This is a genomic window from Arthrobacter horti (genome assembly GCF_030731045.1).
Taxonomy (GTDB): Bacteria; Actinomycetota; Actinomycetes; order Actinomycetales; family Micrococcaceae; genus Arthrobacter_E; species Arthrobacter_E nanjingensis.
Map to the genome: position 1 here is coordinate 128,337 of NZ_JAVALS010000005.1, position 18,963 is coordinate 147,299.

An 18,963-nucleotide genomic window follows, 5' to 3' on the forward strand; every position below is an offset into this window, starting at 1 on the left:
AACTCTTGATCATCAGAAAGTTACTCGTGTAGATTCATCGACAGTTGTAAGCCATATCACACCGATGGAGGTCATCATGGCTACCCCAGTACTCGCCGGCAGGAGCGCCGGCACCAGGCCCGGAAGGCCCCGGCGGGGAGGACCCGCACGCCGCCGCACCTCAGGAGACCTGAAGATCGCGCTCGTCTTCATCCTCCCCGCACTGATCGGCCTGGTCTTCTTCTACCTGGTGCCCACCATCCGCGGCATCTACCTGAGCTTCACCGACTATTCGATCCTGGGAGACCCGGACTGGGTGGGCGTGAAGAACTACCAAGCCATCGCGAAGGACCCGCTGTTCTGGAACGCGTTGTGGGTGACCGTCGAGTACGTCGTCATCAACATCGTCCTGCAGACCGCCATCGCCCTGGGGCTCGCGCTGCTGATGCATCACGTGGCCAGATCCACCTGGGTCCGGGGCGCGCTCCTGATGCCCTATCTCATGGCGAACGTGATCGCGGCTCTCCTCTGGTTCTGGATGCTGGACTATCAGATCGGCATCGTGAACCAGATCATCGAATGGCTCGGCCTGCCGCGCGTGGCGTTCTTCGGTGATGAGGGCTGGGCCATCCCCACCCAGGCCCTCATCAACACCTGGCGCAACATGGGCTACACGGCTCTCCTGATCTTCGCCGGCCTCCAGGCCATCCCAGGCAACCTCTACGAGGCCGCCCGGCTGGACGGCTCGGGTCCATTCCAGACCTTCGGGCGCATCACCCTTCCGCTGCTGCGGCCGGTTCTCGCCCTGGTCCTGGTCCTGACCGTGACCGGCTCCTTCCAGGTGTTCGACACCGTCGCCGTGACCACCGGCGGCGGCCCGGTGAACGCCACCCGGGTGCTCCAGTACTACATCTTCCAGCGCGCCTTCAATGAACAGGACTTCGGCTACGGCTCCGCCATCGCCGTGATCCTGTTCCTCATCCTCATGGTGGTCGCGATCCTCCAGATGAAGTTCCTGCGCGGCAACGAATCGGACCTGGACTAGGAGCGCCCCGTGAGCACACAACGCACAGCCCGCCGCATCACCCCCGGCAAGGTCGTCGCCTTGATCTGCCTGGCCCTGGCCATCGCGGTCAGCGTCCTGCCCTTCTACTGGGTCCTCCGCACGGCTCTGTCCACCAACGGCTCCCTCGCCGCCAACTCGGCCAGTCTTCTTCCCGCCGACTTCAATCTGGGCGCCTTCCAGCGCGTCTTCGGGCTGCAGAGCCCCTCCGAGGCGATCGCGGAAGGCGGTTCCGGCGGCTCCATCAACTTCTGGGGCTACCTCCTGAACTCGGTCCTCTACGCGGGGATCACCACGGCGGGCGCCGTCTTCTTCAGCTCACTGGCCGCCTACGCGTTCGCACGGCTCCACTGGAAGGGCCGGGACAAGGTGTTCGCCCTCTTCCTCGGCACCGTGCTGGTGCCCGGCATCTTCACGGCCCTGCCGAACTTCCTGTTCGTGAAGAACCTGGGCCTGCTGAACACCATGGCGGGCATGGTCCTCCCCTACGTCTTCATGACACCGTTCGCCATCTTCTTCATGCGGCAGTTCTTCCTAAACTTCTCCCGCGAAGTGGAGGAGGCCGCCATGCTGGACGGCGCCGACCACTGGCGGATCTACTTCCGGATCGTCCTGCCGAATGCCGCCGCACCCCTGGCCACGCTGGCCCTGCTGACCTTCATGGGCCAGTGGAACGACTACTTCTGGCCGCTCCTGGTCGGTGGCGATGAGAGCTCCCGCGTCCTCACCGTGGGCCTGGGCGTCTTCAAGTCCCAGTCCCCGCAAGGCGCCCCGGACTGGTCCGGCCTGATGGCCGCCACCCTGGTCTCCGCCATCCCCGTCCTCATCATCTTCGGCCTCTTCGGCAAGAAGATCGTCAACTCCATCGGTTTCAACGGCACCAAGTGAACTCCCCCTGCCCTCCGGCACCAAGAGAAAGCACCACGATGAAGAATTTCCCCACCACCACGAAGGCCCTGGGCGCCCTGGCTGTCGCCGCTGTCGCCGCCGCCACCCTCAGCGCCTGCGGATCCGGCGGCTCGAGCGCCTCCGGCCAGATCGACTACTGGCTCTGGGACGCCAACCAGCTCCCCGCCTACCAGCAGTGCGCCGACGACTTTCACGCGGCACACCCCGATCTCACGGTCAAGATCACCCAGATCGGCTGGGGCGACTACTGGGGCAAACTGACCAACAGCATGGCCGGCGGAACCGCACCGGACGTCTTCACGGATCACCTGGCCAAGTACCCGGAGTTCCTGAAGACCAAGCAGCTCCTCCCCCTGGACGACGCGGTCGCCCAGGACAAGATCGACCTCACGCAGTACCAGGACGGGCTGGCCGACCTCTGGGTGGGCCAGGACGGCAAGCGCTACGGGCTGCCGAAAGACTGGGACACCGTCTCCGTCTTCTACAACAAGGACATGGTGACCAAGGCAGGCCTCACGGACGCCGACATGTCCAAGCTGAGCTGGAACCCACAGGACGGTGGCACGTATGAGAAGGCCATCGCCCACCTGACCCTGGACAAGAACGGCAAGCGCGGCGACGAGCCCGGCTTCGACAAGAACAACGTGGCCGTCTACGGCCTGGGGCTGAACAATTCGGACATCGAGAACGCCGGCCAGACCCAGTGGAGCTTCCTGGCCGCCACCACCGGCTGGACCACCACGGACAAGAACCCGTGGGGCACGCACTACAACTACGATGACAAGCGGGTCCAGGACGTCTACACCTGGTGGGCCGGCCTGATCCAGAAGGGCTACATGCCCAAGCTGGAGACCACCGTGGGCGCCAGCATGGCGGACAGCTTCGGCGCCGGCAAGGCCGCCATCAACACCAATGGTGACTGGATGATCAACCAGTACAAGGGCTACAAGGGCATCAATGTCGGCATCGCGCCGACTCCTGCCGGCGTGAATGGCAAAAGCATGTCCATGTTCAACGGCCTGGCGGACTCCATCTGGGCCGGCACCAAGAAGAAGGACGCGTCCATCAAGTGGGCCGAGTACCTCGCCTCCGCCACGTGCCAGGACGTGGTCGCTGCCAAGGCCGTGGTGTTCCCCGCCATCAAGAGCTCCACGGACAAGGCCGAAGCCGCCTTCAAGGCGAAGGGCATCGAGGTCACGCCCTTCACCCAGCACGTGAAGGACAAGACCACCTTCCTCCTGCCCATCACGGACAACGCCGCCAAGGTGGGCGGCATCCTGACTCCGGTGGCGGACGCCATTCTGTCCGGAAAGTCCCCAGCCGGCTCGCTCACCGCTGCGAATGAGCAGGTCAACGCGCTCTTCACCAAGTAGCGCAACCAAGACCGCCGTGGCGGGCAGGGTCCTCAAAGCCGCCCGCCACGGTGACCAGCCGTCGTCGTCCTCCACCCCCTCCGTCCAGCGAAGGCAGTTCCCATGAACCCCCTCCACCTCTCCGCCGCCGGGACCAGCCTGGTCCTCTCCTTCGACTCCGGCGAGGCACAGATCGCCCACTGGGGCGCAGCGCTCGGCGCGGACCTCCCTGATCTCAGCCGGCTGACAAACCCGGTGCCGCACTCGGCACTGGACGTGCCCGTCGTCGCCGGCCTCATCCCGCAGGCGTCCTCCGGCTGGCTGGGCCGTGCGGGACTGCGCGGCCACCGGCTGGACGACGACGGCATGCCCGGCTTCGACTTCTCCCCTCGCCTGCGGGTGGTGGAGGCCGGGCTCCTGCCGCCGGATGCCCGCGGCGCGCAGACAGCGCACCTCCTGCAGCGGGACGAGGAGGCGGGCGTCGAGGTGGCGACCACCCTGATCCTGAACCCCGGCGGTCTGCTGGAGATCAGCCACGAGCTGAGCAACACCGGCTCCACCCCGTATTTCCTGGAGGAGCTCGCGCTGGTCCTGCCCCTTCCCGGGCAGGCGGGCGAACTGCTGGACCTCACGGGCCGCTGGTGCCGGGAGAACCACCCGCAGCGCCACGACATCCGGCAGGGCACGTGGGTCCGCAGCGGCCGACATGGGCGCACCGGGCACGATTCCTCCCTCCTCGTGGCCGCCGGAACGCCCGGTTTCGGGAACCGCCGCGGCGAGGTGTGGGCCACGCATTTCGGCTGGTCCGGCAACCACGAACAGTTCCTCGACTCGCTCGCGGACGGCCGCCGGATGCTGGGCGCGTCGGAGCTGCTCGGACCGGCCGAGGTGACCCTGGCGCCCGGCGAGCACTACTCCACCCCGGTCCTGTACGCGGCGTATTCCGCCCGCGGCCTGGACGGTGTCACGGAACGCTTCCACCGGTGGTTCCGTGCCCGCCCGCACCATGTGGACACCACCTCCGGACGCCTGCGGCCCGTAGTCCTGAACACCTGGGAGGCCGTCTACTTCGATCACCGCCTGGAGCCGCTGAAGGAACTGGCCACCGCGGGTGCCGCGCTGGGAGCCGAGCGGTATGTGCTCGACGACGGCTGGTTCCGCGGCCGCCGGGACGATCACGCCGGGCTGGGCGACTGGTTCGTGGACGAGGCGCTCTGGCCGGACGGTCTGACGCCGCTCATCGATCACGTCACCGGGCTCGGCATGGAGTTCGGGCTGTGGGTGGAGCCGGAGATGGTCAACCTGGATTCGGATGTGGCCCGGGAACACCCGGACTGGATCGCCGGGCCGGCCCGTGCACCGCACACGGAGGGCGGGCGCCTGCCCCTGGAGTGGCGGCACCAGCACATCCTGGACCTCGCCAACCCCGGCGCCTGGCAGTACATCCACGGCCGCCTGGACGCGCTCCTGAACGAGAACCGGATCGCCTATCTGAAGTGGGACCAGAACCGCGACCTGGCCGAGCACGGTCACTGCGGACGGTCCTCGGTGCATGAGCAGACCCTGGCCTACTACCGTCTCCTGGACGTGCTCAAGGTCTCGCACCCCGAGGTGGAGATCGAATCCTGCGCCTCGGGTGGTGCCCGCGTGGACCTCGGCGTCCTGCAGAGGACGGACCGGGTGTGGGCCTCCGACTGCAACGACGCCCTGGAACGGCAGACCATCCAGCGCTGGACCCAGGCGGTGCTGCCGCCGGAGCTGGTGGGCTCACATGTGGGCCCGACGCACTCGCACACCACCGGCCGCGTGCACGACGTGACTTTCCGCGCCATCACGGCCCTCTTCGGGCACTTCGGCATGGAGTGGGACATCCGCCAGGCCACCGAGCGGGACCGGACGGTGCTCCGCCGGATCATCGCCGTCTACAAGGAGCACCGCCCCCTGCTCCACTCCGGAACCCAGGTGAACGCCGACCTGGGCGATGAGCGCCTGCGACTGCACGGCGTCGTCGCGCAGGACCGCTCGGAGGCGCTCTACGCGGCGGTCATGCTGGGCACTCTGGCCGCCGAGCTGCCCGGCCGGGCGGGGCTGCCGGGGCTGGACCCGCGCCGCAACTACCACGTGGAGGCACTCATGCCGACCTCGGAGGATCTACCGAAGACGGTGGAAGGCGACGCCGTGAGCCCCTTCGTGCAGATCTCCCCGCCGAGCTGGTTGGAAGACGGCTTCACGGCGAGCGGCGCATTCCTGGAGCACGTGGGGCTGCCGCTGCCGGTGCTCCGCCCAGAGCACGCGCTGCTGCTGCGGGTCACCGAGGTCGGTTGACCAGGTCCGGCACAGCCCCGTTGTTAACTATTGTGCTTTAATGTTTGTTGTTGATAGAACCATGCATCGGCTTCCACTCCGTCCAGGAACAGGGACATCCATGACTCATGTGACACGCTCGCGGCTCTCCGATGGCCGCGAGATCCTCTACTTCGACGAGGCCCCGGGCAGGGTCCCCGCCACGGATCTCCGTGGCCTGACCCCGCGCGCCACCGGGGCCGACGGTTCCGGCGAGGTGCGGTTCGATGCGCTCAGCGGCGAGTGGGTCGCCGTCGCGGCGCACCGGCAGAGCCGCACGCATCTGCCCCCGGCCGACGAATGCCCCATCTGCCCGAGCACACCCGGGCGCTCCACGGAGATCCCGGCGGACGACTACCAGGTGGTCGCCTTCGAGAACCGCTTCCCCTCGCTGGGCCCGGTCCTGGGAGAGATCCCCGGCAATCCGGGCTGGGGAACCCTGGCTCCCGCCTCGGGTCGCTGCGAGGTGGTCACGTTCACCCCCAGCCACACCGGGTCCTTCGCGGAGCTCCCCTGGGACCGCGCCCGCACCGTGGTGGAGGCCTGGTCCCACCGGACCGCCGAGCTCTCCGCCCTGCCCGGGATCCGGCAGGTGTTCCCGTTCGAGAACCGCGGTGCGGACATCGGTGTGACCCTGCACCACCCCCATGGCCAGATCTACGCCTACCCGTACGTCACTCCGCGCGCGGAGGCCATGGCCCGCACCGCCGTCGCCCATTGGGGTGAGACGGCCCACCGGGAATCGCTCCTCGAGACCGTGGTCCGGCAGGAGCGTCAGGACGGCTCGCGCATGGTCCTGGAGGGTGAGCACTTCAGCGCCTATGTGCCCTTCGCCGCCCGCTGGCCCCTGGAAGTGCACCTCGCCCCGCATCGCCGCGTGCCGGACTTCGCGGCCCTGACCCCGGAGGAGAAGGACGAACTCACCGGTCTCTATCTGGACCTCCTGGGCCGGGTGGACGGGGTCTACGGCTCCCCCACTCCGTACATCGCAGCGTGGCACCAGGCCCCGTTGGCCCCCGGCTATCGTGAGGCCATGGGCTTCCATCTCCAGCTGACGTCCCCGCGCCGGGCGGCGGACAAGCTGAAATACCTGGCCGGCTCCGAAGCGGCCATGGGGGCGTTCATCAACGACGTGACCCCGGAGGCCGTGGCAGCCCGGCTCCGCGCCGCCGTCTCGCCCTACCCGGCGCCGGGGCGCGGCGTCGTCGTCCCTCACACCGCCGCACTTCACACGATCACCGCACCCACGCAAGGACTGCCGGCATGACCACTTCCTCCTCCGAACAGGACCTCGTCGACGCGTTCCGCAGCGCCTTCGGGCACGCTCCGGACGGCGTGTGGATGGCGCCGGGGCGCGTCAATCTGATCGGCGAGCACACGGACTACAACGAGGGCTTCGTCCTGCCCTTCGCGATCGATCTGCGGGCCCGCGTGGCCGTGAAGGCCCTGCCGGGCACTCGGACGGTCAGGCTCGTGTCAGCGCAGGGTTCGGCAGAGGTGCAGGAGTTCAGCCTGGGCGCGATCGAGCCGCGCGGCGACTACGGCTGGTCCACCTATCCCCTGGGCGTCGCCTGGGCCCTGGAGCAGCATGGGATCGCAGTTCCAGGGTTCGAGCTGTACCTGGACTCCACCGTGCCGCTCGGTTCGGGGCTCTCCTCCTCCCACGCCATCGAATGCGCCACCATCACGGCGCTGGCGGAGCTGTCCGGGGCGACCCTGAGCCCGCAGGAGTTGGTGCTGCTGACGCAGAAGGGCGAGAACGACTTCGTCGGCGCGCCCACCGGCATCCTGGACCAGTCGGCGTCCCTGCGCGGCGAGCGCGGCCATGCCGTGTTCCTGGACTGCCGGGACCAGCATGTGGAGCTCATCCCCTTCGACGCCAAGGCCGATGGTCTGGTCATGCTCGTGATCGACACGCGTGTGGCGCACTCCCACAGCGACGGCGGCTACGCGAGCCGCCGGGCGGCGTGCGAGGCGGGCGCGGCGGCTCTGGGCGTCCCGGCGCTCCGAGACCTCGGCGTGGACGACCTCCCCCGGGCGCAGGCGCTGCTGGACGACATCACGTTCCGCCGCGTGCGCCACGTGGTGACGGAGGACGCGCGGGTGCTGGAGACGGTGGCCACGCTGACGTCCGCCGGCGCCGCGGCGATCGGCGGGCTCCTCGATGCCAGCCATGTCTCCATGCGGGACGACTTCGAGATCTCCTGCCCCGAACTGGACCTCGCCGTGAGCGCTGCCCGCGAAGCCGGGGCGATCGGCGCCCGCATGACCGGCGGCGGATTCGGGGGCTCGGCCATCGCCCTGACTCCCCGCGCGCTGGAATCGGAGGTCCGGACCGCGGTCCTGGACGCCTTCCGTGAGGCCGGCTTCACGGAGCCGCACCTCTTCACGGTCACCCCGGCCGAAGGCGCCCGCCGGCTGGCGTGACACCGGTCCCCTCGGCGCAAAACAGTGGGCCGTCTCGGCGCCACCCCTGGGCTGTCTCGGCGCGAAACAGTGGGTTTCCGCTGAGACAGTGGTTTAAACCCACTGTCTCAGCGGAAACCCACTGTTTCAGCGGAAGGGCCGGGGACCACCCTGCTTCGACGAGGCAGCACTGGGACATCAACGACGTCGGCGCCCCTCACCTTTCGGTGAGGGGCGCCGACGCGAAGCGGCGATTCGGCCTTGCTTCGGGGAGCGCGGCGTGGGTCAGTCGTTGCCCCGCAGGATGGCGATCAGCCGCAGCAGCTCCACGTACAGCCACACCAGGGTGACCGTGAGGCCGAAAGCCGCGGTCCAGGAGTAGCGGGCCGGGGCACCGTTGTGGACGCCGGCCTCGATGTTGGTGAAGTCCATGATCAGGGAGAACGCGGCGAGCACCACGGCCAGCAGGCCGACGAACACACCCAGCGGGATGCCGAAGATGTGGACACTGCCTCGCAGGCCCCACGGGTCCTGGACCACGCCGAAGATCATGAGGAAGAGGTTGACCAGGCTGAAGGCCGCGTAACCCAGCATGGCGATGAGGAAGAAGCGCATCATCTTGGGCGTGGCGCGCACCTTGCCCGAGGTGAAGAGCAGCAGGGTGACGGCGAACACGGCCAGCGTGGCGATGACGGCCTGCAGGCCGATGCCGGGAAGCCGGGCCTCCAGGACCTTGGTGAGCCCGCCCAGGAACAAGCCCTCAAGGCCAGCGTAGCTGAGGATCAGCGCCGGGACCGGCTCCTTCTTGAAGGTGTTCACCATGGCCAGGACGAAGCCGCCCAGGGCACCCACCACCATGAGCAGAGCGGCCACGCCGAAGCTGCTGAACCAGGTGATGGCGGCGCCCACCAGGACGGCACCCAGGCAGAGCAGCGTCTTGATGATGACATCGTCGAAGGTCATCCGGCCGGTCTGGGCCGGCCCCGCGGACGGCTGGGAGTACATCTGCTGCAGTTGCGCCGCGGAGAGCTCCTGCTGAATCTGATGTGTCTGCCCGTACTGATTCTGGGCATTCGGGGGCGGCGGCGCTTGCAGCGCCCCCCGGAAGTTCTTTCCGTTGAAGATCGGGTTGCCACCGGCAGCCATTTGACGTCCCTCCTGGATTCGGTGCGAATAAGTCCAAGCTACCAAGGTCAACGGCCGGGCGGGAGGAACAGTTCCCGGTCGTCGCAGGCCACCGGGTTAGACTCGGTGGGAGGCCGTGACCGGTCTGCGGACGAGGGAGCAGTACCCGCACAGGACAAGACTGACTCAGGAAGAACCACCATGTCATGGATCGTCTTGATCGTCTCCGGAGTCCTGGAGGCGGTGTGGGCATCGGCCCTGGCCGCATCCCAGGGCTTCCGCAGATGGAAACCCGCCGCCCTGTTCCTGGTGAGCTCCATCGCCAGCATGGCCGGGCTCGCCTACGCCATGAAGGAACTCCCCGTGGGCACGTCCTATGCGGTGTGGGTCGGCATCGGCGCATGCCTCACGGCGGTCTGGGCCATGATCACCCGGCAGGAGAAGGCCACCGTGGCGCGCATCGCCCTCCTGGCCCTGCTGGTGGGCAGCGTGGTCGGTCTGAAGGCGGTGAGCTGAATGCCGTGGATCGTCCTGCTCGCAAGCGCCGTCCTCGAAGCCGTCTGGGCCACAGCTCTGGGGCTCTCCGACGGACTGACGCGGCCCATCCCCGTCCTGGTGTTCGCCGTCGGGCTCGTGCTCAGCATGGCCGGGCTCGGCTGGGCCGCCAAGCACATCCCCATGGGCACCGCCTACGCCGTGTGGACAGGCGTGGGCGCCGCCCTGACGGTCGGATACGCCATGGCCACCGGCCACGAAGGCGTGAGCCCGCTCAAGCTGCTGTTCATCGGCGGCATCATCGCCGCCGTCGGCGGTCTGAAGCTCCTGCCGTCCAGCACGCCGGGCGGCCACTGACATTCAGGCAGCGACGACGGCGGGGCGGCCACCGGGTTTGCGGTCGCGCAGCAGCACGGCCACGGCCATGCCGATGGCAGCACCCAGGAGCGTCTCGAGCGCCCGGTCCATCAGGACCCTGGCGGGGTCGGCCGCAGGGCTCGCGAGGAGGGTCACCAGGAGGACGACGGGGGTGAAGAACGCCTGGGCCGTCCCGAAATGGTGCCGCATGAACAGCTCGGACGGGAACTGCAGCACCGGGATGAGCAGGACGAGCACCATCAGCGGGGGCTGCGGCCAGAGAATCAGCGCGGTCAGGCCGATGCCCACGAGCGTGCCGAGCATGCGATGTACGCCGCGGATCAGCCGGGCGCGGGGCGAACCGGCGGCGAGCAGGACCGCCGCGGAGGCCATGGCCCAGTAGGGATGGCCCCAGCCGCTGGCGAGCCCCGCCGCTCCCGCGATGCCCACGGCCAGGAAATACCGCAGCGCGTGCCGCCGGATCCGGGAGCTGCGCCAGGGACTCTCGATGCGGATGCGCCGCATGTCCGGCGAGGCGTCCGGCAGGAAACGCCAGACGGCCAGACTCAAGATGATGCTGACCGCGGAAGCCGCGCCTCCGATGAGCAGGGGGATCCAGAGCGGCTGGGGCTGGGCCACTGAGGCGGAGGCGCCGAGGGCGAACAGCGCCCAGAACGGTCCCACCGGATTGAGCTTGGCGGCGTCCGCTGCCATCGAACCCACGTAGGCGAAGCAGGCCTCCACCAGGACCAGGGTGCCGACGGGTGCGTGCGCTTCGGACAGCAGGGTGCCGATCAGCACGGCGGACAGGAGTAGGACGGAGGCCTCCAGCTGGTGGACCACGCGCCAGAAGTGGGGTTCACACCGGCCGTACATGCTGGTGAACCCCCCGAACACCGCATAGAGGGTCAGCTCCGGATGCCCGATCGCCAGGAGTGCCAGCACCGGGACGGCCACGCTGACGGCCACCCGCACTGCGGCCACGCCGTGGTTCCCGGCGGGGCCGGTGGCGAAGAGTTCGCGGCCCAGTTTCTGAAGAATGCCCACAATGCCTTCCGTCGAGGATGCGAGCGGGCCGGGTTTCCGCCGTCGGCCGGCTCGCAGAAGTACCGGAGAGCTGTCACTCCCCGGTATCGATTTTAAGTCGGCGGCGCCGCCACGGACGACTGCCACAGGAGCACCCGGGCCAGGCTCAGGACCCTTCCCGCCCGTGCAGCCGGTCCAGGATCACGGCGGCCGGCTCGGTCCCGGCACACTCCCGCAGGGCCGACAGCAGGTGCCGGGTCCCGATGGTCCGGGACTTCTCCTGGACGGCATGGCCCAGAGCTCTTTTCAGAGCCGTCTTGGCGCCGGGGGTCAACGGCAGATGGAGGGCGCCGACGGCCGGGGCCAGCGGCCCGAAATCCTGAAGATCGACGCCGACGGCGGCGAGGGCGTCCCGGTCCAGACGGTCTTCGATTCTCCTGACGTCCTCCGCTCCTGCCCCCAGCGCCCGCGCCGCCTCCGGGTCGTGAAGTGTCCCGTAAAGAAGGTGGCCGGTTCCGACCTTGCGGTCTCCCCGCCTCCCGGCCTCGGCGAGCGCCAGAGTCACGGCATCCCGGCACTGACGTGTGAATCGCTCAAACATGGTGGTCCGCCTTCCCGTACTTCGCATGAATCGACTGTCTGGTGACGCCGAGTGCGGCACCGATCTGCTCCCACGACCATCCGGCCCGGCGGGCCGCCGCCACATGGGTGGCCTCCACCCGTTCCGCGAGCCGGCGGAGTGCGGTGGCCGCCCGGAGGCCGGTCTCCGGATCGATGTCGAGCGGCTCGTTCGCCGGATCTTCGATGCCCATGCCGTCAGTTTGAACTGACACGCCGCAATTGTCAAGGAAAACTGACATCGACGGCGCGAGTCGCACCGCCTTCGAGATCCCCGGCCGACCACTCCGGCTCCGGAACTGAAGCCGCGTCCCTGTTGATAATTTTTGTCACATGAAAGTCAAAAATGTATTGACATGATCCGGACGAGCCTCAAGACTGGAACGCGGAACGACCTTGACCGCACACCGGAACCCGCAGGCCGGCACCGGGACCCCTGACCGCACTCAACCGCGGAGGAGCCCCTGACCGGCCCGGCGGGAGCCGGTCCACCGGGAACCGGACGCCCCCCTCGTCCCGATTCCCGCGAATCCCCAGACCCTGAGAGTGAACAGACTCATCGGAGGTGAGTGAAGATCCTCCAGGAACGCCGAAGGCTCCTTCCCCAGCGGAAGGAGCTTTCGGTGTGTGCCGGGCGAGGCCTGCGGCGTTCACTCAGGCGACGGGCGCCGAGAATTCATGCAGTGCACCGGCGAGACCGGCCAGCTCGGGCCGCTGCGCGGCTTCGTTGAGGATCCGCTCCAGCGTGTCGTCATGAATCGGCTTGGCCTTCTCATACAGTACGCGGCCATTGACCGTGAGCTCGGTGTAGATCCCGCGGCGGTCATCCGCGCAGAGGATGCGCGTCAGGAGCGCCCGGTCCTCCAGGCGGGTGACCAGGCGCGTCGTCGCACTCGGGCTCAGCGCCGTGGCCTGCGCCAGCTGCTGCATTCGCATATGCCAGCCATCCTGACGACTCAGCGCATCAAGCACGGTGTATTCAACCACGGACAGCTTGACCGCATCCGTCAGTGCACGCTCCAGGGCGGTCTCGATCATGCCGTGCAATGCGGCAAGCGTGCGCCAGCCCTGGGTACGGACCTCGACCGCATTGTCATCGATGCTCATGAAACCTCCCGGGTGCTCTGGGTTGCAATCATTCATTGCGTGTGCAATTATTGTATCTGCAACTGCAATATAAAGCGTTTGCAACTAATTCCAGTGTAGCGCATCGTCCCCTCCGGTTCACATGGCAGGCCGTGCGCGCGACCAGCAGGAGTGCACGCATCATGCCTATCGGTCTTATCGCGCTGTCGCTCGGGGCCTTCGGGATCGGGCTGACCGAGTTCGTCATCATGGGTCTCCTTCCCGAGGTCGCCGGCGACTTCGGGGTGTCGGAAGCGACCGCCGGATGGCTGATCTCGGGATACGCCCTCTCCGTCACCGTCGGCGCCCTGTTCCTCACCGCGTCCACCACCCGCCTTCCCCGCAAGCCCGTGCTGCTGGGCCTGCTCGGACTCTTCATCGTCGGCAACACGCTCTCCGCGATCGCACCGTCCTACGAGGTCATGCTGACCGGCCGCATTCTCGCGGCCCTCTGCCATGGCGCCTTCTTCGGCATCGGTTCCGTCGTGGCCGCAGGCCTCGTGGCACCGTCCATGAAGGCCCGCGCCGTGGCCATCATGTTCACCGGCCTCACCGCCGCCAACGTCCTGGGCGTCCCATTCGGCACCCTCCTGGGCCAGCAGCTCGGCTGGCGCTCCACCTTCTGGGTCATCTCCGCCACGGGTGTGATCGCGTTCATCGGAATCGCGACCCTGGTCCCGGCACTGAACAAGGATGCGCAGGCCGCCGGCCTCCGACACGAACTCCGCGCCTTCCGCAACGGCCAGGTCTGGCTGTCCCTGGTGATCACCATCCTCGCCTACGGCGGCATGTTCGGCGCCTTCACCTACATGGCTTACACCCTGACCGGGGTCTCCGGGTACCCGAGCAGCGCCGTGCCGTGGCTCCTCATCCTCTCCGGCCTGGGCCTGTTCGTGGGCAACTGGATCGGCGGACGTCTGGCGGACCGAAGCATCGACGGCACCCTGATCGCCTTCGTCGCCGGCCTCCTGGTCACCCTGGTCCTCTTCGGCCTGCTGGCCTCCATCCCGGTGGTGGCCGCCGTCGCCCTGTTCGTCATGGGCGGTTTCGGCTTCGGCACCGTACCGGGCCTCCAGTCCCGCATCATGCACTACGCCGGAGGGGCACCCACCCTGGCCTCCGGCGCCAACATCGGCGCGTTCAACATCGGCAACGCCCTGGGCGCCTGGGCCGGCGGCGTCGCGATCTCCGCGGGCCTCGGCTACGCCTCCCCCGTCTGGACCGGTGCGCTGATCACTGTCCCGGCCCTGATCATCATGATCATCGCGGCCGCCAAGGCACGACGCGAAACCCCGGCCCCGGCCGACGTCGAACCCGTCACGACCGCTGCCTGACCACCCGGCTTCCGTTCCACAACCCGACGAAAGAAGATCCATGAACACCGTCCCCACCATCACCCTGAACAATGGCGTCGAGATGCCCCAGCTCGGTTTCGGCGTGTTCCAGGTCCCTGACGCGGAGACCACCGCCGCCGTGTCTGAAGCCCTGAAGGCCGGCTACCGCAGCATCGACACCGCCGCCATCTACGGCAACGAACGCGGCGTCGGCCAGGCGATCGCCGAGTCCGGTATCGCCCGTGAAGACCTCTTCATCACCAGCAAGGTCTGGAATTCCGAGCAGGGCTTCGAGGAGACCCTGGCCGCGTACGACGCCAGCCTGGAGAAGCTCGGCCTGGACTACCTGGACCTCTACCTGATCCACTGGCCGGCCCCCGCCAATGGCCGCTTCATCGACACCTGGAAGGCCCTGGAGAAGATCTTCTCCGACGGCCGCGTCCGCGCCATCGGCGTTTCCAACTTCGAGCCGGATCAGCTCGAGCAGCTGCTCACCGAGGCCACCGTGGTGCCCGCGGTGAACCAGGTGGAGCTCCACCCGGCCCTGCAGAACCGTGCCGTCCAGGCCTTCGGCGCCGAGCGCGGCATCGCGACCGAGGCGTGGAGCCCCCTCGCCCAGGGCGCCGCCCTGAAGGACCCCTCCGTCCTGGCCATCGCGGAGAAGCACGGCCGCACCCCGGCCCAGGTCATCCTGCGCTGGCACCTGCAGCAGGGCCGCGTGGTCATCCCGAAGTCGGTGACCCCGTCCCGCATCGCGGAAAACCTGGACGTCTTCGGCTTCGAACTGAGCGCCGAGGAACTCACCACCATCGACGGCCTGGAGCGCGACGGCCGCACCGGCCCCCACCCGGCCAGCTTCAACGGCTGAACTGTTCAGCAACGGGTGACGGCCCGCCGTCGATGACGTGCAGAAGTCCCCGGAACCGCGGCGGTTCCGGGGACTTCTGCACGTCAGCCGTGCGTCAGGCAACGCCCAGGTAGGCCTCCTTGATGGCCGGGTTGGCCATCAGTTCCTTGCCGGTTCCCCGGTGAGTGATGGACCCGGTCTCCAGGACGAACGCACGGTGTGAGCGGGCCAGCGCCTGGTTGGCGTTCTGCTCCACCAGCAGCACCGTGGTGCCCTGGTCGTTGATCTCCGTGATGATCTTGAAGATCTGGCGGATGAACTGCGGGGCCAGGCCCATGGACGGCTCATCCAGGAGCAGCAGCTTGGGGTTGGACATGAGGGCCCTGCCGATGGCCAGCATCTGCTGCTCGCCACCGCTCATGGTGCCGCCGAATTGCTTGGACCGCTCCTTCAGACGGGGGAACAGGTCAAAAACCCGTTCCAGGTCCTTGGCGATACCGGAGCTGTCGTTACGGCCGTACGAGCCCATGTTCAGGTTCTCCATGACCGTCATGCCCGGGAAGATGCCGCGGCCTTCCGGCGCCTGGGAAATGCCCTTGACCACACGGATGTGGGCCTTCATGGAGGTGATGTCCTGGCCCATGAAGCTGATGCTCCCGTAGGACGGGTTCAGCAGGCCGGAGACGGTCCTCATGGTGGTGGTCTTCCCGGCACCATTGGCGCCGATCAGGGAGACGATCTCGCCTTCCTCCACCGTGAAGGACATGTTGTGAATGGCCTGGATGCGCCCGTAGTGAACGGACACGTTCTTCAGCTCAAGCAAGCTCATCTTCAGGCTCCCCGAGGTAGGCGGATATGACTTTCGGGTTCTCACGGATCTCCTTGGGCACGGCGTCCGCGATCTTCTTGCCGAACTCCAGCACCACGATGCGGTCCGTCACGCCCATGACCAGCCTCATGTCGTGCTCAATGAGAAGGACCGTGTAGCCGTCATCCCGGATGGTCCGGATGAGCGCCATGAGCTCTTCCTTCTCTGCCGGGTTGAAGCCGGCAGCCGGCTCGTCCAGGCACAGGACCTTGGGATCCGTGGCGAGCGCGCGCGCGATTTCCAGCCTGCGCTGATAGCCGTACGGCAGATGCCGGGACAGGAACTGCGCATGATCCGCAATGCCCACGAATTCCAGGAGTGCCATGCCGCGTTCGATGGCGCTTTTCTCCTCCCGGACATGCGTGGGGAGCCGGAGCAGGGCACCGCCCACGCTTGTCCTGTGGCGGGCGTCCAATCCCACCACCACGTTCTCCAGGGCCGTCATCTCTCCGAAGAGGCGGATGTTCTGGAACGTGCGGGCCAGGCCGCGCCGGGTGATCTTGTGCTGGGGCAGGCCGTTGAGTGCCTTGCCTTCCAGCTTGACCGTCCCGGACGTCGGCTTGTACACGCCCGTCATGGCGTTGAAGCAGGTGGTCTTCCCGGCGCCATTGGGGCCGATCAGACCCAGGATCTCGCCGCGGTTGATGTCGAAGGTGACCTTGTCCAGGGCCGTGAGACCGCCGAACTTCATGGTCAGGTTCTCCACTTGGACCAGCGGCTCCCCCACCTTGACCGGACTGTCCCGTTCCGGTGCCACTTTCTCAGCGACCTTGAGGTCCACGCCCTGTTCCTTCAGAGCGTCGACGTCGATTTCCGGCTCGACCGCTTCACTCATCACCGGCCTCCTTCCCGCCGTCCGTGGTCACCTGGACGCGTCTGCTCATCGGGGGTTCCTTGAGCTTGTTGTACGCCAGACGCCCGTACGCCAGCAGACGCTGACGTGCCGGGAGCAGGCCGGCCGAACGGAAGATCATGATCAGCACCAGCGCCACACCGAAGATGAGGTACTTGAACTCCGCAATCGACGTGAACCGCAGCGGGATGTACGCCACCAGGGAACCGCCCAGAATAGCGCCGACCTTGTTGCCCGTGCCGCCCAGAACCACGGCAGCCAGGAACAGGATGGACGTGGCGATGTCGAACTTCTGATTGTTCACAAAGCCCACCTGCCCGGCGAACAGCGCTCCGGAGAGGCCACCCACGGACGCACCGATGGCGAACGCCCAGACCTTGTACTTGAAGGTGGGAACACCCATGATCTCTGCGGCATCCTCATCCTCGCGGATGGCGATCCAGGCCCGGCCCACCCGGCTGCGCTCCAGGTTTCCCGCCAGGAGCAGCACGATGATGATGACCGTCAGCGTCAGCCAGTACCAGGGTGTGCCGTTCGAATTCAGGAAGATCGGGTCGCCGTTAGCGTCAGTTCCCGGAGGATGGCCCACATTCTGGAAACCCACCTGGCCTTTCATGGCCGGGATGATGGTGGCCAGGATGCGCACGATCTCACCGAAGCCGAGCGTGACGATGGCCAGGTAGTCACCGCGCAGACGCAGCGTGGGAACTCCCAACAACACGCCGAAGAACATGGTGATCGCCATGGCCAGCGGCAGAGTCCACAGGTACGGGATGTGGAGGTACGGCGAGTCCGGGCTGGTGAACATCGCCGCCGTGTAGGAACCCACGGCGAAGAAGGCCACATAGCCGAGGTCCAGGAGCCCGGCGTAGCCCACCACCACATTCAGGCCCACGGCGACGAGAGCGTAGACGGACATCTGCGCCAGGGCGATCTGCCAGTTGTTGCCGGGTTCGGTGGTGATGAACGGAGGGTTCAGGATGGGCAGCAGGTACGCGATGACCACGACCACCATGAGCCACAGCCACTGGATGTGGCGCGGGAGGGCGTTCCATTTGTCGCCAAGGCCGGGGAACCAGCCCCGACGACGACGGCCCTTGGCTTCGCGGTCGGCCATCGCCTGGGCGGCGGCAGAGTCTGGGATCAGGGTGGGGCCTTCTGTGGTGCTCATGCCTTACTCTTTCCAAGCGAGGTTCCCAGAATGCCATCTGGACGCACGACCAGCACCAGGACCAGGACCACGAACGCCACGACGTCCGTCCACTGGGAACTGCCCAGCAGGACCTGTCCGTAGTTGCCAATCAGACCGATCAGCAAGCCGCCCAGGAGAGCGCCGCGCACATTGCCGATGCCGCCCAGGACTGCTGCGGCAAAGGCTTTGACGCCCAGGATGAATCCACCGTTGTACTGCACACCGGACGGGATTTTCATGACGTAGAACAGGGCCGCCGCACCGGCCAGGAGACCGCCGATCGCAAAGGTGGTGAGGATGATCTTTTCCTTGTTGACGCCCATGAGCGTCGCCGTATCCGGGTCCTGGGCCACCGCGCGGATGCCGCGGCCGGTCTTGGACCTCCGGATGAACTGGTCCGTGGCCACCATCAGGATGACGGCGGCGATGATGATCACCAGCTGCTGAGAGTCGACGATGGTGCCGAACACGTCGAAGATCGGCGTGGGGCGGAACATCGTCAGAGCCGCCTCGGGGCTGGGTCCGCGCCACCAGTAGATGAGGTACTGGATGGCGAAGGAGACACCGATCGCTGTGATGAGGAACGCCAGCCGGGGGGCTTTACGCCGGCGCAGCGGCTTGTACGCCACGCGCTCCACGATCACGGCCGTGAGGGCGGAGGCGATGACGGCCACCACCAGAGCCAGGAGCAGATTGCCCACAATGGCCCAGAACGGCAGATGAGGTGCGGATGGGCCGAAGTTGAGTGCGCTGAGGGTGAAGAACACGCCGTAACAGCCCACGATGAACACTTCCGAATGGGCGAAGTTGATGAGGTTGAGGACGCCGTACACGAGCGTGTAGCCAAGGGCCACCAGGGCGTAGATGGCACCGAACGTCAGGCCGTCGAAGGTTGAGCTCCAGAAATTCTCTGCCAGAGAGTTGACGTCAAAGGTGATCCAGGTGTCGTCCATGGGCACGGCCATCGGCACGGCATGGATGAGGCTGGGGATTGCTTCACTGATCATAGGATCTTCCTGAGGTGATCAAGAGAAATGCTGGGGGTACGCACCAGTGCTTACCCCCAGCATT

General features: G+C 67.1%; 19 protein-coding genes and 1 riboswitch. Of the genes, 10 read left to right on the plus strand and 9 right to left on the minus strand.

The features are described 5' to 3' along the window. Positions 1 to 76 precede the first annotated feature (76 nt). From Q9R02_RS09585 to galK, 6 genes are all read left to right on the plus strand, one after another. Positions 77 to 1,024, plus strand: coding sequence for a carbohydrate ABC transporter permease (locus Q9R02_RS09585; RefSeq protein ID WP_305996450.1), 948 nt, complete (start codon positions 77 to 79; stop codon positions 1,022 to 1,024). A gap of 9 nt (positions 1,025 to 1,033) precedes the next feature. Further along, positions 1,034 to 1,930 (plus strand): carbohydrate ABC transporter permease, encoded by an 897-nt coding sequence (locus Q9R02_RS09590; protein WP_305996451.1) that lies wholly within the window; start codon positions 1,034 to 1,036, stop codon positions 1,928 to 1,930. A 38-nt stretch (positions 1,931 to 1,968) separates the two neighbouring features. Continuing rightward, positions 1,969 to 3,324 carry an ABC transporter substrate-binding protein gene (locus Q9R02_RS09595; protein ID WP_305996452.1) on the plus strand — a complete coding sequence of 452 codons (1,356 nt, stop codon included), beginning with the start codon at positions 1,969 to 1,971 and terminating at the stop codon, positions 3,322 to 3,324. 102 nt (positions 3,325 to 3,426) lie between these two features. Then, positions 3,427 to 5,628 carry an alpha-galactosidase gene (locus tag Q9R02_RS09600; protein ID WP_305996453.1) on the plus strand — a complete coding sequence of 734 codons (2,202 nt, stop codon included), beginning with the start codon at positions 3,427 to 3,429 and terminating at the stop codon, positions 5,626 to 5,628. Positions 5,629 to 5,728: 100 nt separating this feature from the next. Next, positions 5,729 to 6,913, plus strand: coding sequence for a galactose-1-phosphate uridylyltransferase (gene galT / locus Q9R02_RS09605; protein WP_305996454.1), 1,185 nt, complete (start codon positions 5,729 to 5,731; stop codon positions 6,911 to 6,913). Beyond that, complete coding sequence (gene galK / locus Q9R02_RS09610) at positions 6,910 to 8,073, plus strand: galactokinase (RefSeq protein WP_305996455.1); 1,164 nt, start codon at positions 6,910 to 6,912, stop codon at positions 8,071 to 8,073. Before galT ends, galK begins: the two co-directional genes overlap by 4 nt. A gap of 264 nt (positions 8,074 to 8,337) precedes the next feature. On the opposite strand, the gene Q9R02_RS09615 is transcribed toward galK, so the two are convergent. Continuing rightward, a complete protein-coding gene (locus Q9R02_RS09615) occupies positions 8,338 to 9,198 on the minus strand; it encodes a Bax inhibitor-1/YccA family membrane protein (RefSeq protein WP_305996456.1) in 861 nt (286 codons plus the stop codon). Between the two features lie 106 nt (positions 9,199 to 9,304). Beyond that, positions 9,305 to 9,368, plus strand: a riboswitch (guanidine-III (ykkC-III) riboswitch). A 10-nt stretch (positions 9,369 to 9,378) separates the two neighbouring features. On the opposite strand from Q9R02_RS09615, the gene Q9R02_RS09620 reads away from it, so the two are divergent. Further along, entirely contained in the window at positions 9,379 to 9,693 is a 315-nt protein-coding gene (locus Q9R02_RS09620) for a DMT family transporter (protein WP_305996457.1), read from the plus strand. After that, positions 9,694 to 10,029, plus strand: a complete 336-nt coding sequence (locus Q9R02_RS09625) for a DMT family transporter (protein ID WP_305996458.1) — start codon at positions 9,694 to 9,696, stop codon at positions 10,027 to 10,029. Between the two features lie 3 nt (positions 10,030 to 10,032). Here Q9R02_RS09625 and Q9R02_RS09630 read toward each other — a convergent pair whose 3' ends face one another. The 4 genes from Q9R02_RS09630 to Q9R02_RS09645 form a co-directional block, all read right to left on the minus strand. After that, positions 10,033 to 11,076 (minus strand): FUSC family protein, encoded by a 1,044-nt coding sequence (locus Q9R02_RS09630; protein WP_305996459.1) that lies wholly within the window; start codon positions 11,074 to 11,076, stop codon positions 10,033 to 10,035. 145 nt (positions 11,077 to 11,221) lie between these two features. Further along, positions 11,222 to 11,656 (minus strand): Clp protease N-terminal domain-containing protein, encoded by a 435-nt coding sequence (locus Q9R02_RS09635; protein WP_305996460.1) that lies wholly within the window; start codon positions 11,654 to 11,656, stop codon positions 11,222 to 11,224. Further along, positions 11,649 to 11,888 (minus strand): helix-turn-helix domain-containing protein, encoded by a 240-nt coding sequence (locus Q9R02_RS09640; protein ID WP_425279250.1) that lies wholly within the window; start codon positions 11,886 to 11,888, stop codon positions 11,649 to 11,651. The genes Q9R02_RS09635 and Q9R02_RS09640 overlap by 8 nt, the downstream gene beginning before the upstream one ends. 439 nt (positions 11,889 to 12,327) lie before the next feature. Next, positions 12,328 to 12,780 (minus strand): MarR family winged helix-turn-helix transcriptional regulator, encoded by a 453-nt coding sequence (locus Q9R02_RS09645; RefSeq protein ID WP_305996461.1) that lies wholly within the window; start codon positions 12,778 to 12,780, stop codon positions 12,328 to 12,330. Between the two features lie 161 nt (positions 12,781 to 12,941). On the opposite strand from Q9R02_RS09645, the gene Q9R02_RS09650 reads away from it, so the two are divergent. Together Q9R02_RS09650 and Q9R02_RS09655 are read left to right on the plus strand one after the other, a co-directional pair. After that, entirely contained in the window at positions 12,942 to 14,132 is a 1,191-nt protein-coding gene (locus Q9R02_RS09650; protein ID WP_305996462.1) for an MFS transporter, read from the plus strand. Between the two features lie 40 nt (positions 14,133 to 14,172). Next, positions 14,173 to 15,000, plus strand: coding sequence for an aldo/keto reductase (locus tag Q9R02_RS09655; RefSeq protein ID WP_305996463.1), 828 nt, complete (start codon positions 14,173 to 14,175; stop codon positions 14,998 to 15,000). 94 nt (positions 15,001 to 15,094) lie between these two features. On the opposite strand, the gene Q9R02_RS09660 is transcribed toward Q9R02_RS09655, so the two are convergent. From Q9R02_RS09660 to Q9R02_RS09675, 4 genes are read right to left on the minus strand one after another with little or no spacing between them, the layout of a single operon-like run. After that, positions 15,095 to 15,808 (minus strand): ABC transporter ATP-binding protein, encoded by a 714-nt coding sequence (locus Q9R02_RS09660; protein WP_305996464.1) that lies wholly within the window; start codon positions 15,806 to 15,808, stop codon positions 15,095 to 15,097. Then, on the minus strand, positions 15,795 to 16,682 hold the full coding sequence (locus tag Q9R02_RS09665; protein WP_305996465.1) for an ABC transporter ATP-binding protein: 888 nt from the start codon (positions 16,680 to 16,682) through the stop codon (positions 15,795 to 15,797). The genes Q9R02_RS09660 and Q9R02_RS09665 overlap by 14 nt, the downstream gene beginning before the upstream one ends. Next, positions 16,675 to 17,871: a branched-chain amino acid ABC transporter permease gene (locus tag Q9R02_RS09670; RefSeq protein ID WP_305996466.1), complete on the minus strand. Its 1,197-nt coding sequence runs from the start codon at positions 17,869 to 17,871 to the stop codon at positions 16,675 to 16,677. Before Q9R02_RS09670 ends, Q9R02_RS09665 begins: the two co-directional genes overlap by 8 nt. Beyond that, entirely contained in the window at positions 17,868 to 18,899 is a 1,032-nt protein-coding gene (locus Q9R02_RS09675; RefSeq protein WP_305996467.1) for a branched-chain amino acid ABC transporter permease, read from the minus strand. The genes Q9R02_RS09670 and Q9R02_RS09675 overlap by 4 nt, the downstream gene beginning before the upstream one ends. Positions 18,900 to 18,963 lie beyond the last annotated feature (64 nt).

Excerpts from the sequence above, each read along its gene's own strand:
- Q9R02_RS09600 (WP_305996453.1), top strand. The coding sequence starts at position 3,427 with ATGAACCCCCTCCACCTCTCCGCCGCCGGGACCAGCCTGGTCCTCTCC.
- Q9R02_RS09650 (WP_305996462.1), top strand. The coding sequence starts at position 12,942 with ATGCCTATCGGTCTTATCGCGCTGTCGCTCGGGGCCTTCGGGATCGGG.
- galK (WP_305996455.1), top strand. The coding sequence starts at position 6,910 with ATGACCACTTCCTCCTCCGAACAGGACCTCGTCGACGCGTTCCGCAGC.
- Q9R02_RS09645 (WP_305996461.1), bottom strand. The coding sequence starts at position 12,780 with ATGAGCATCGATGACAATGCGGTCGAGGTCCGTACCCAGGGCTGGCGC.
- galT (WP_305996454.1), top strand. The coding sequence starts at position 5,729 with ATGACTCATGTGACACGCTCGCGGCTCTCCGATGGCCGCGAGATCCTC.
- Q9R02_RS09675 (WP_305996467.1), bottom strand. The coding sequence starts at position 18,899 with ATGATCAGTGAAGCAATCCCCAGCCTCATCCATGCCGTGCCGATGGCC.
- Q9R02_RS09665 (WP_305996465.1), bottom strand. The coding sequence starts at position 16,682 with ATGAGTGAAGCGGTCGAGCCGGAAATCGACGTCGACGCTCTGAAGGAA.
- Q9R02_RS09635 (WP_305996460.1), bottom strand. The coding sequence starts at position 11,656 with ATGTTTGAGCGATTCACACGTCAGTGCCGGGATGCCGTGACTCTGGCG.
- Q9R02_RS09625 (WP_305996458.1), top strand. The coding sequence starts at position 9,694 with ATGCCGTGGATCGTCCTGCTCGCAAGCGCCGTCCTCGAAGCCGTCTGG.
- Q9R02_RS09615 (WP_305996456.1), bottom strand. The coding sequence starts at position 9,198 with ATGGCTGCCGGTGGCAACCCGATCTTCAACGGAAAGAACTTCCGGGGG.
- Q9R02_RS09620 (WP_305996457.1), top strand. The coding sequence starts at position 9,379 with ATGTCATGGATCGTCTTGATCGTCTCCGGAGTCCTGGAGGCGGTGTGG.
- Q9R02_RS09655 (WP_305996463.1), top strand. The coding sequence starts at position 14,173 with ATGAACACCGTCCCCACCATCACCCTGAACAATGGCGTCGAGATGCCC.
- Q9R02_RS09595 (WP_305996452.1), top strand. The coding sequence starts at position 1,969 with ATGAAGAATTTCCCCACCACCACGAAGGCCCTGGGCGCCCTGGCTGTC.
- Q9R02_RS09585 (WP_305996450.1), top strand. The coding sequence starts at position 77 with ATGGCTACCCCAGTACTCGCCGGCAGGAGCGCCGGCACCAGGCCCGGA.
- Q9R02_RS09660 (WP_305996464.1), bottom strand. The coding sequence starts at position 15,808 with ATGAGCTTGCTTGAGCTGAAGAACGTGTCCGTTCACTACGGGCGCATC.
- Q9R02_RS09670 (WP_305996466.1), bottom strand. The coding sequence starts at position 17,871 with ATGAGCACCACAGAAGGCCCCACCCTGATCCCAGACTCTGCCGCCGCC.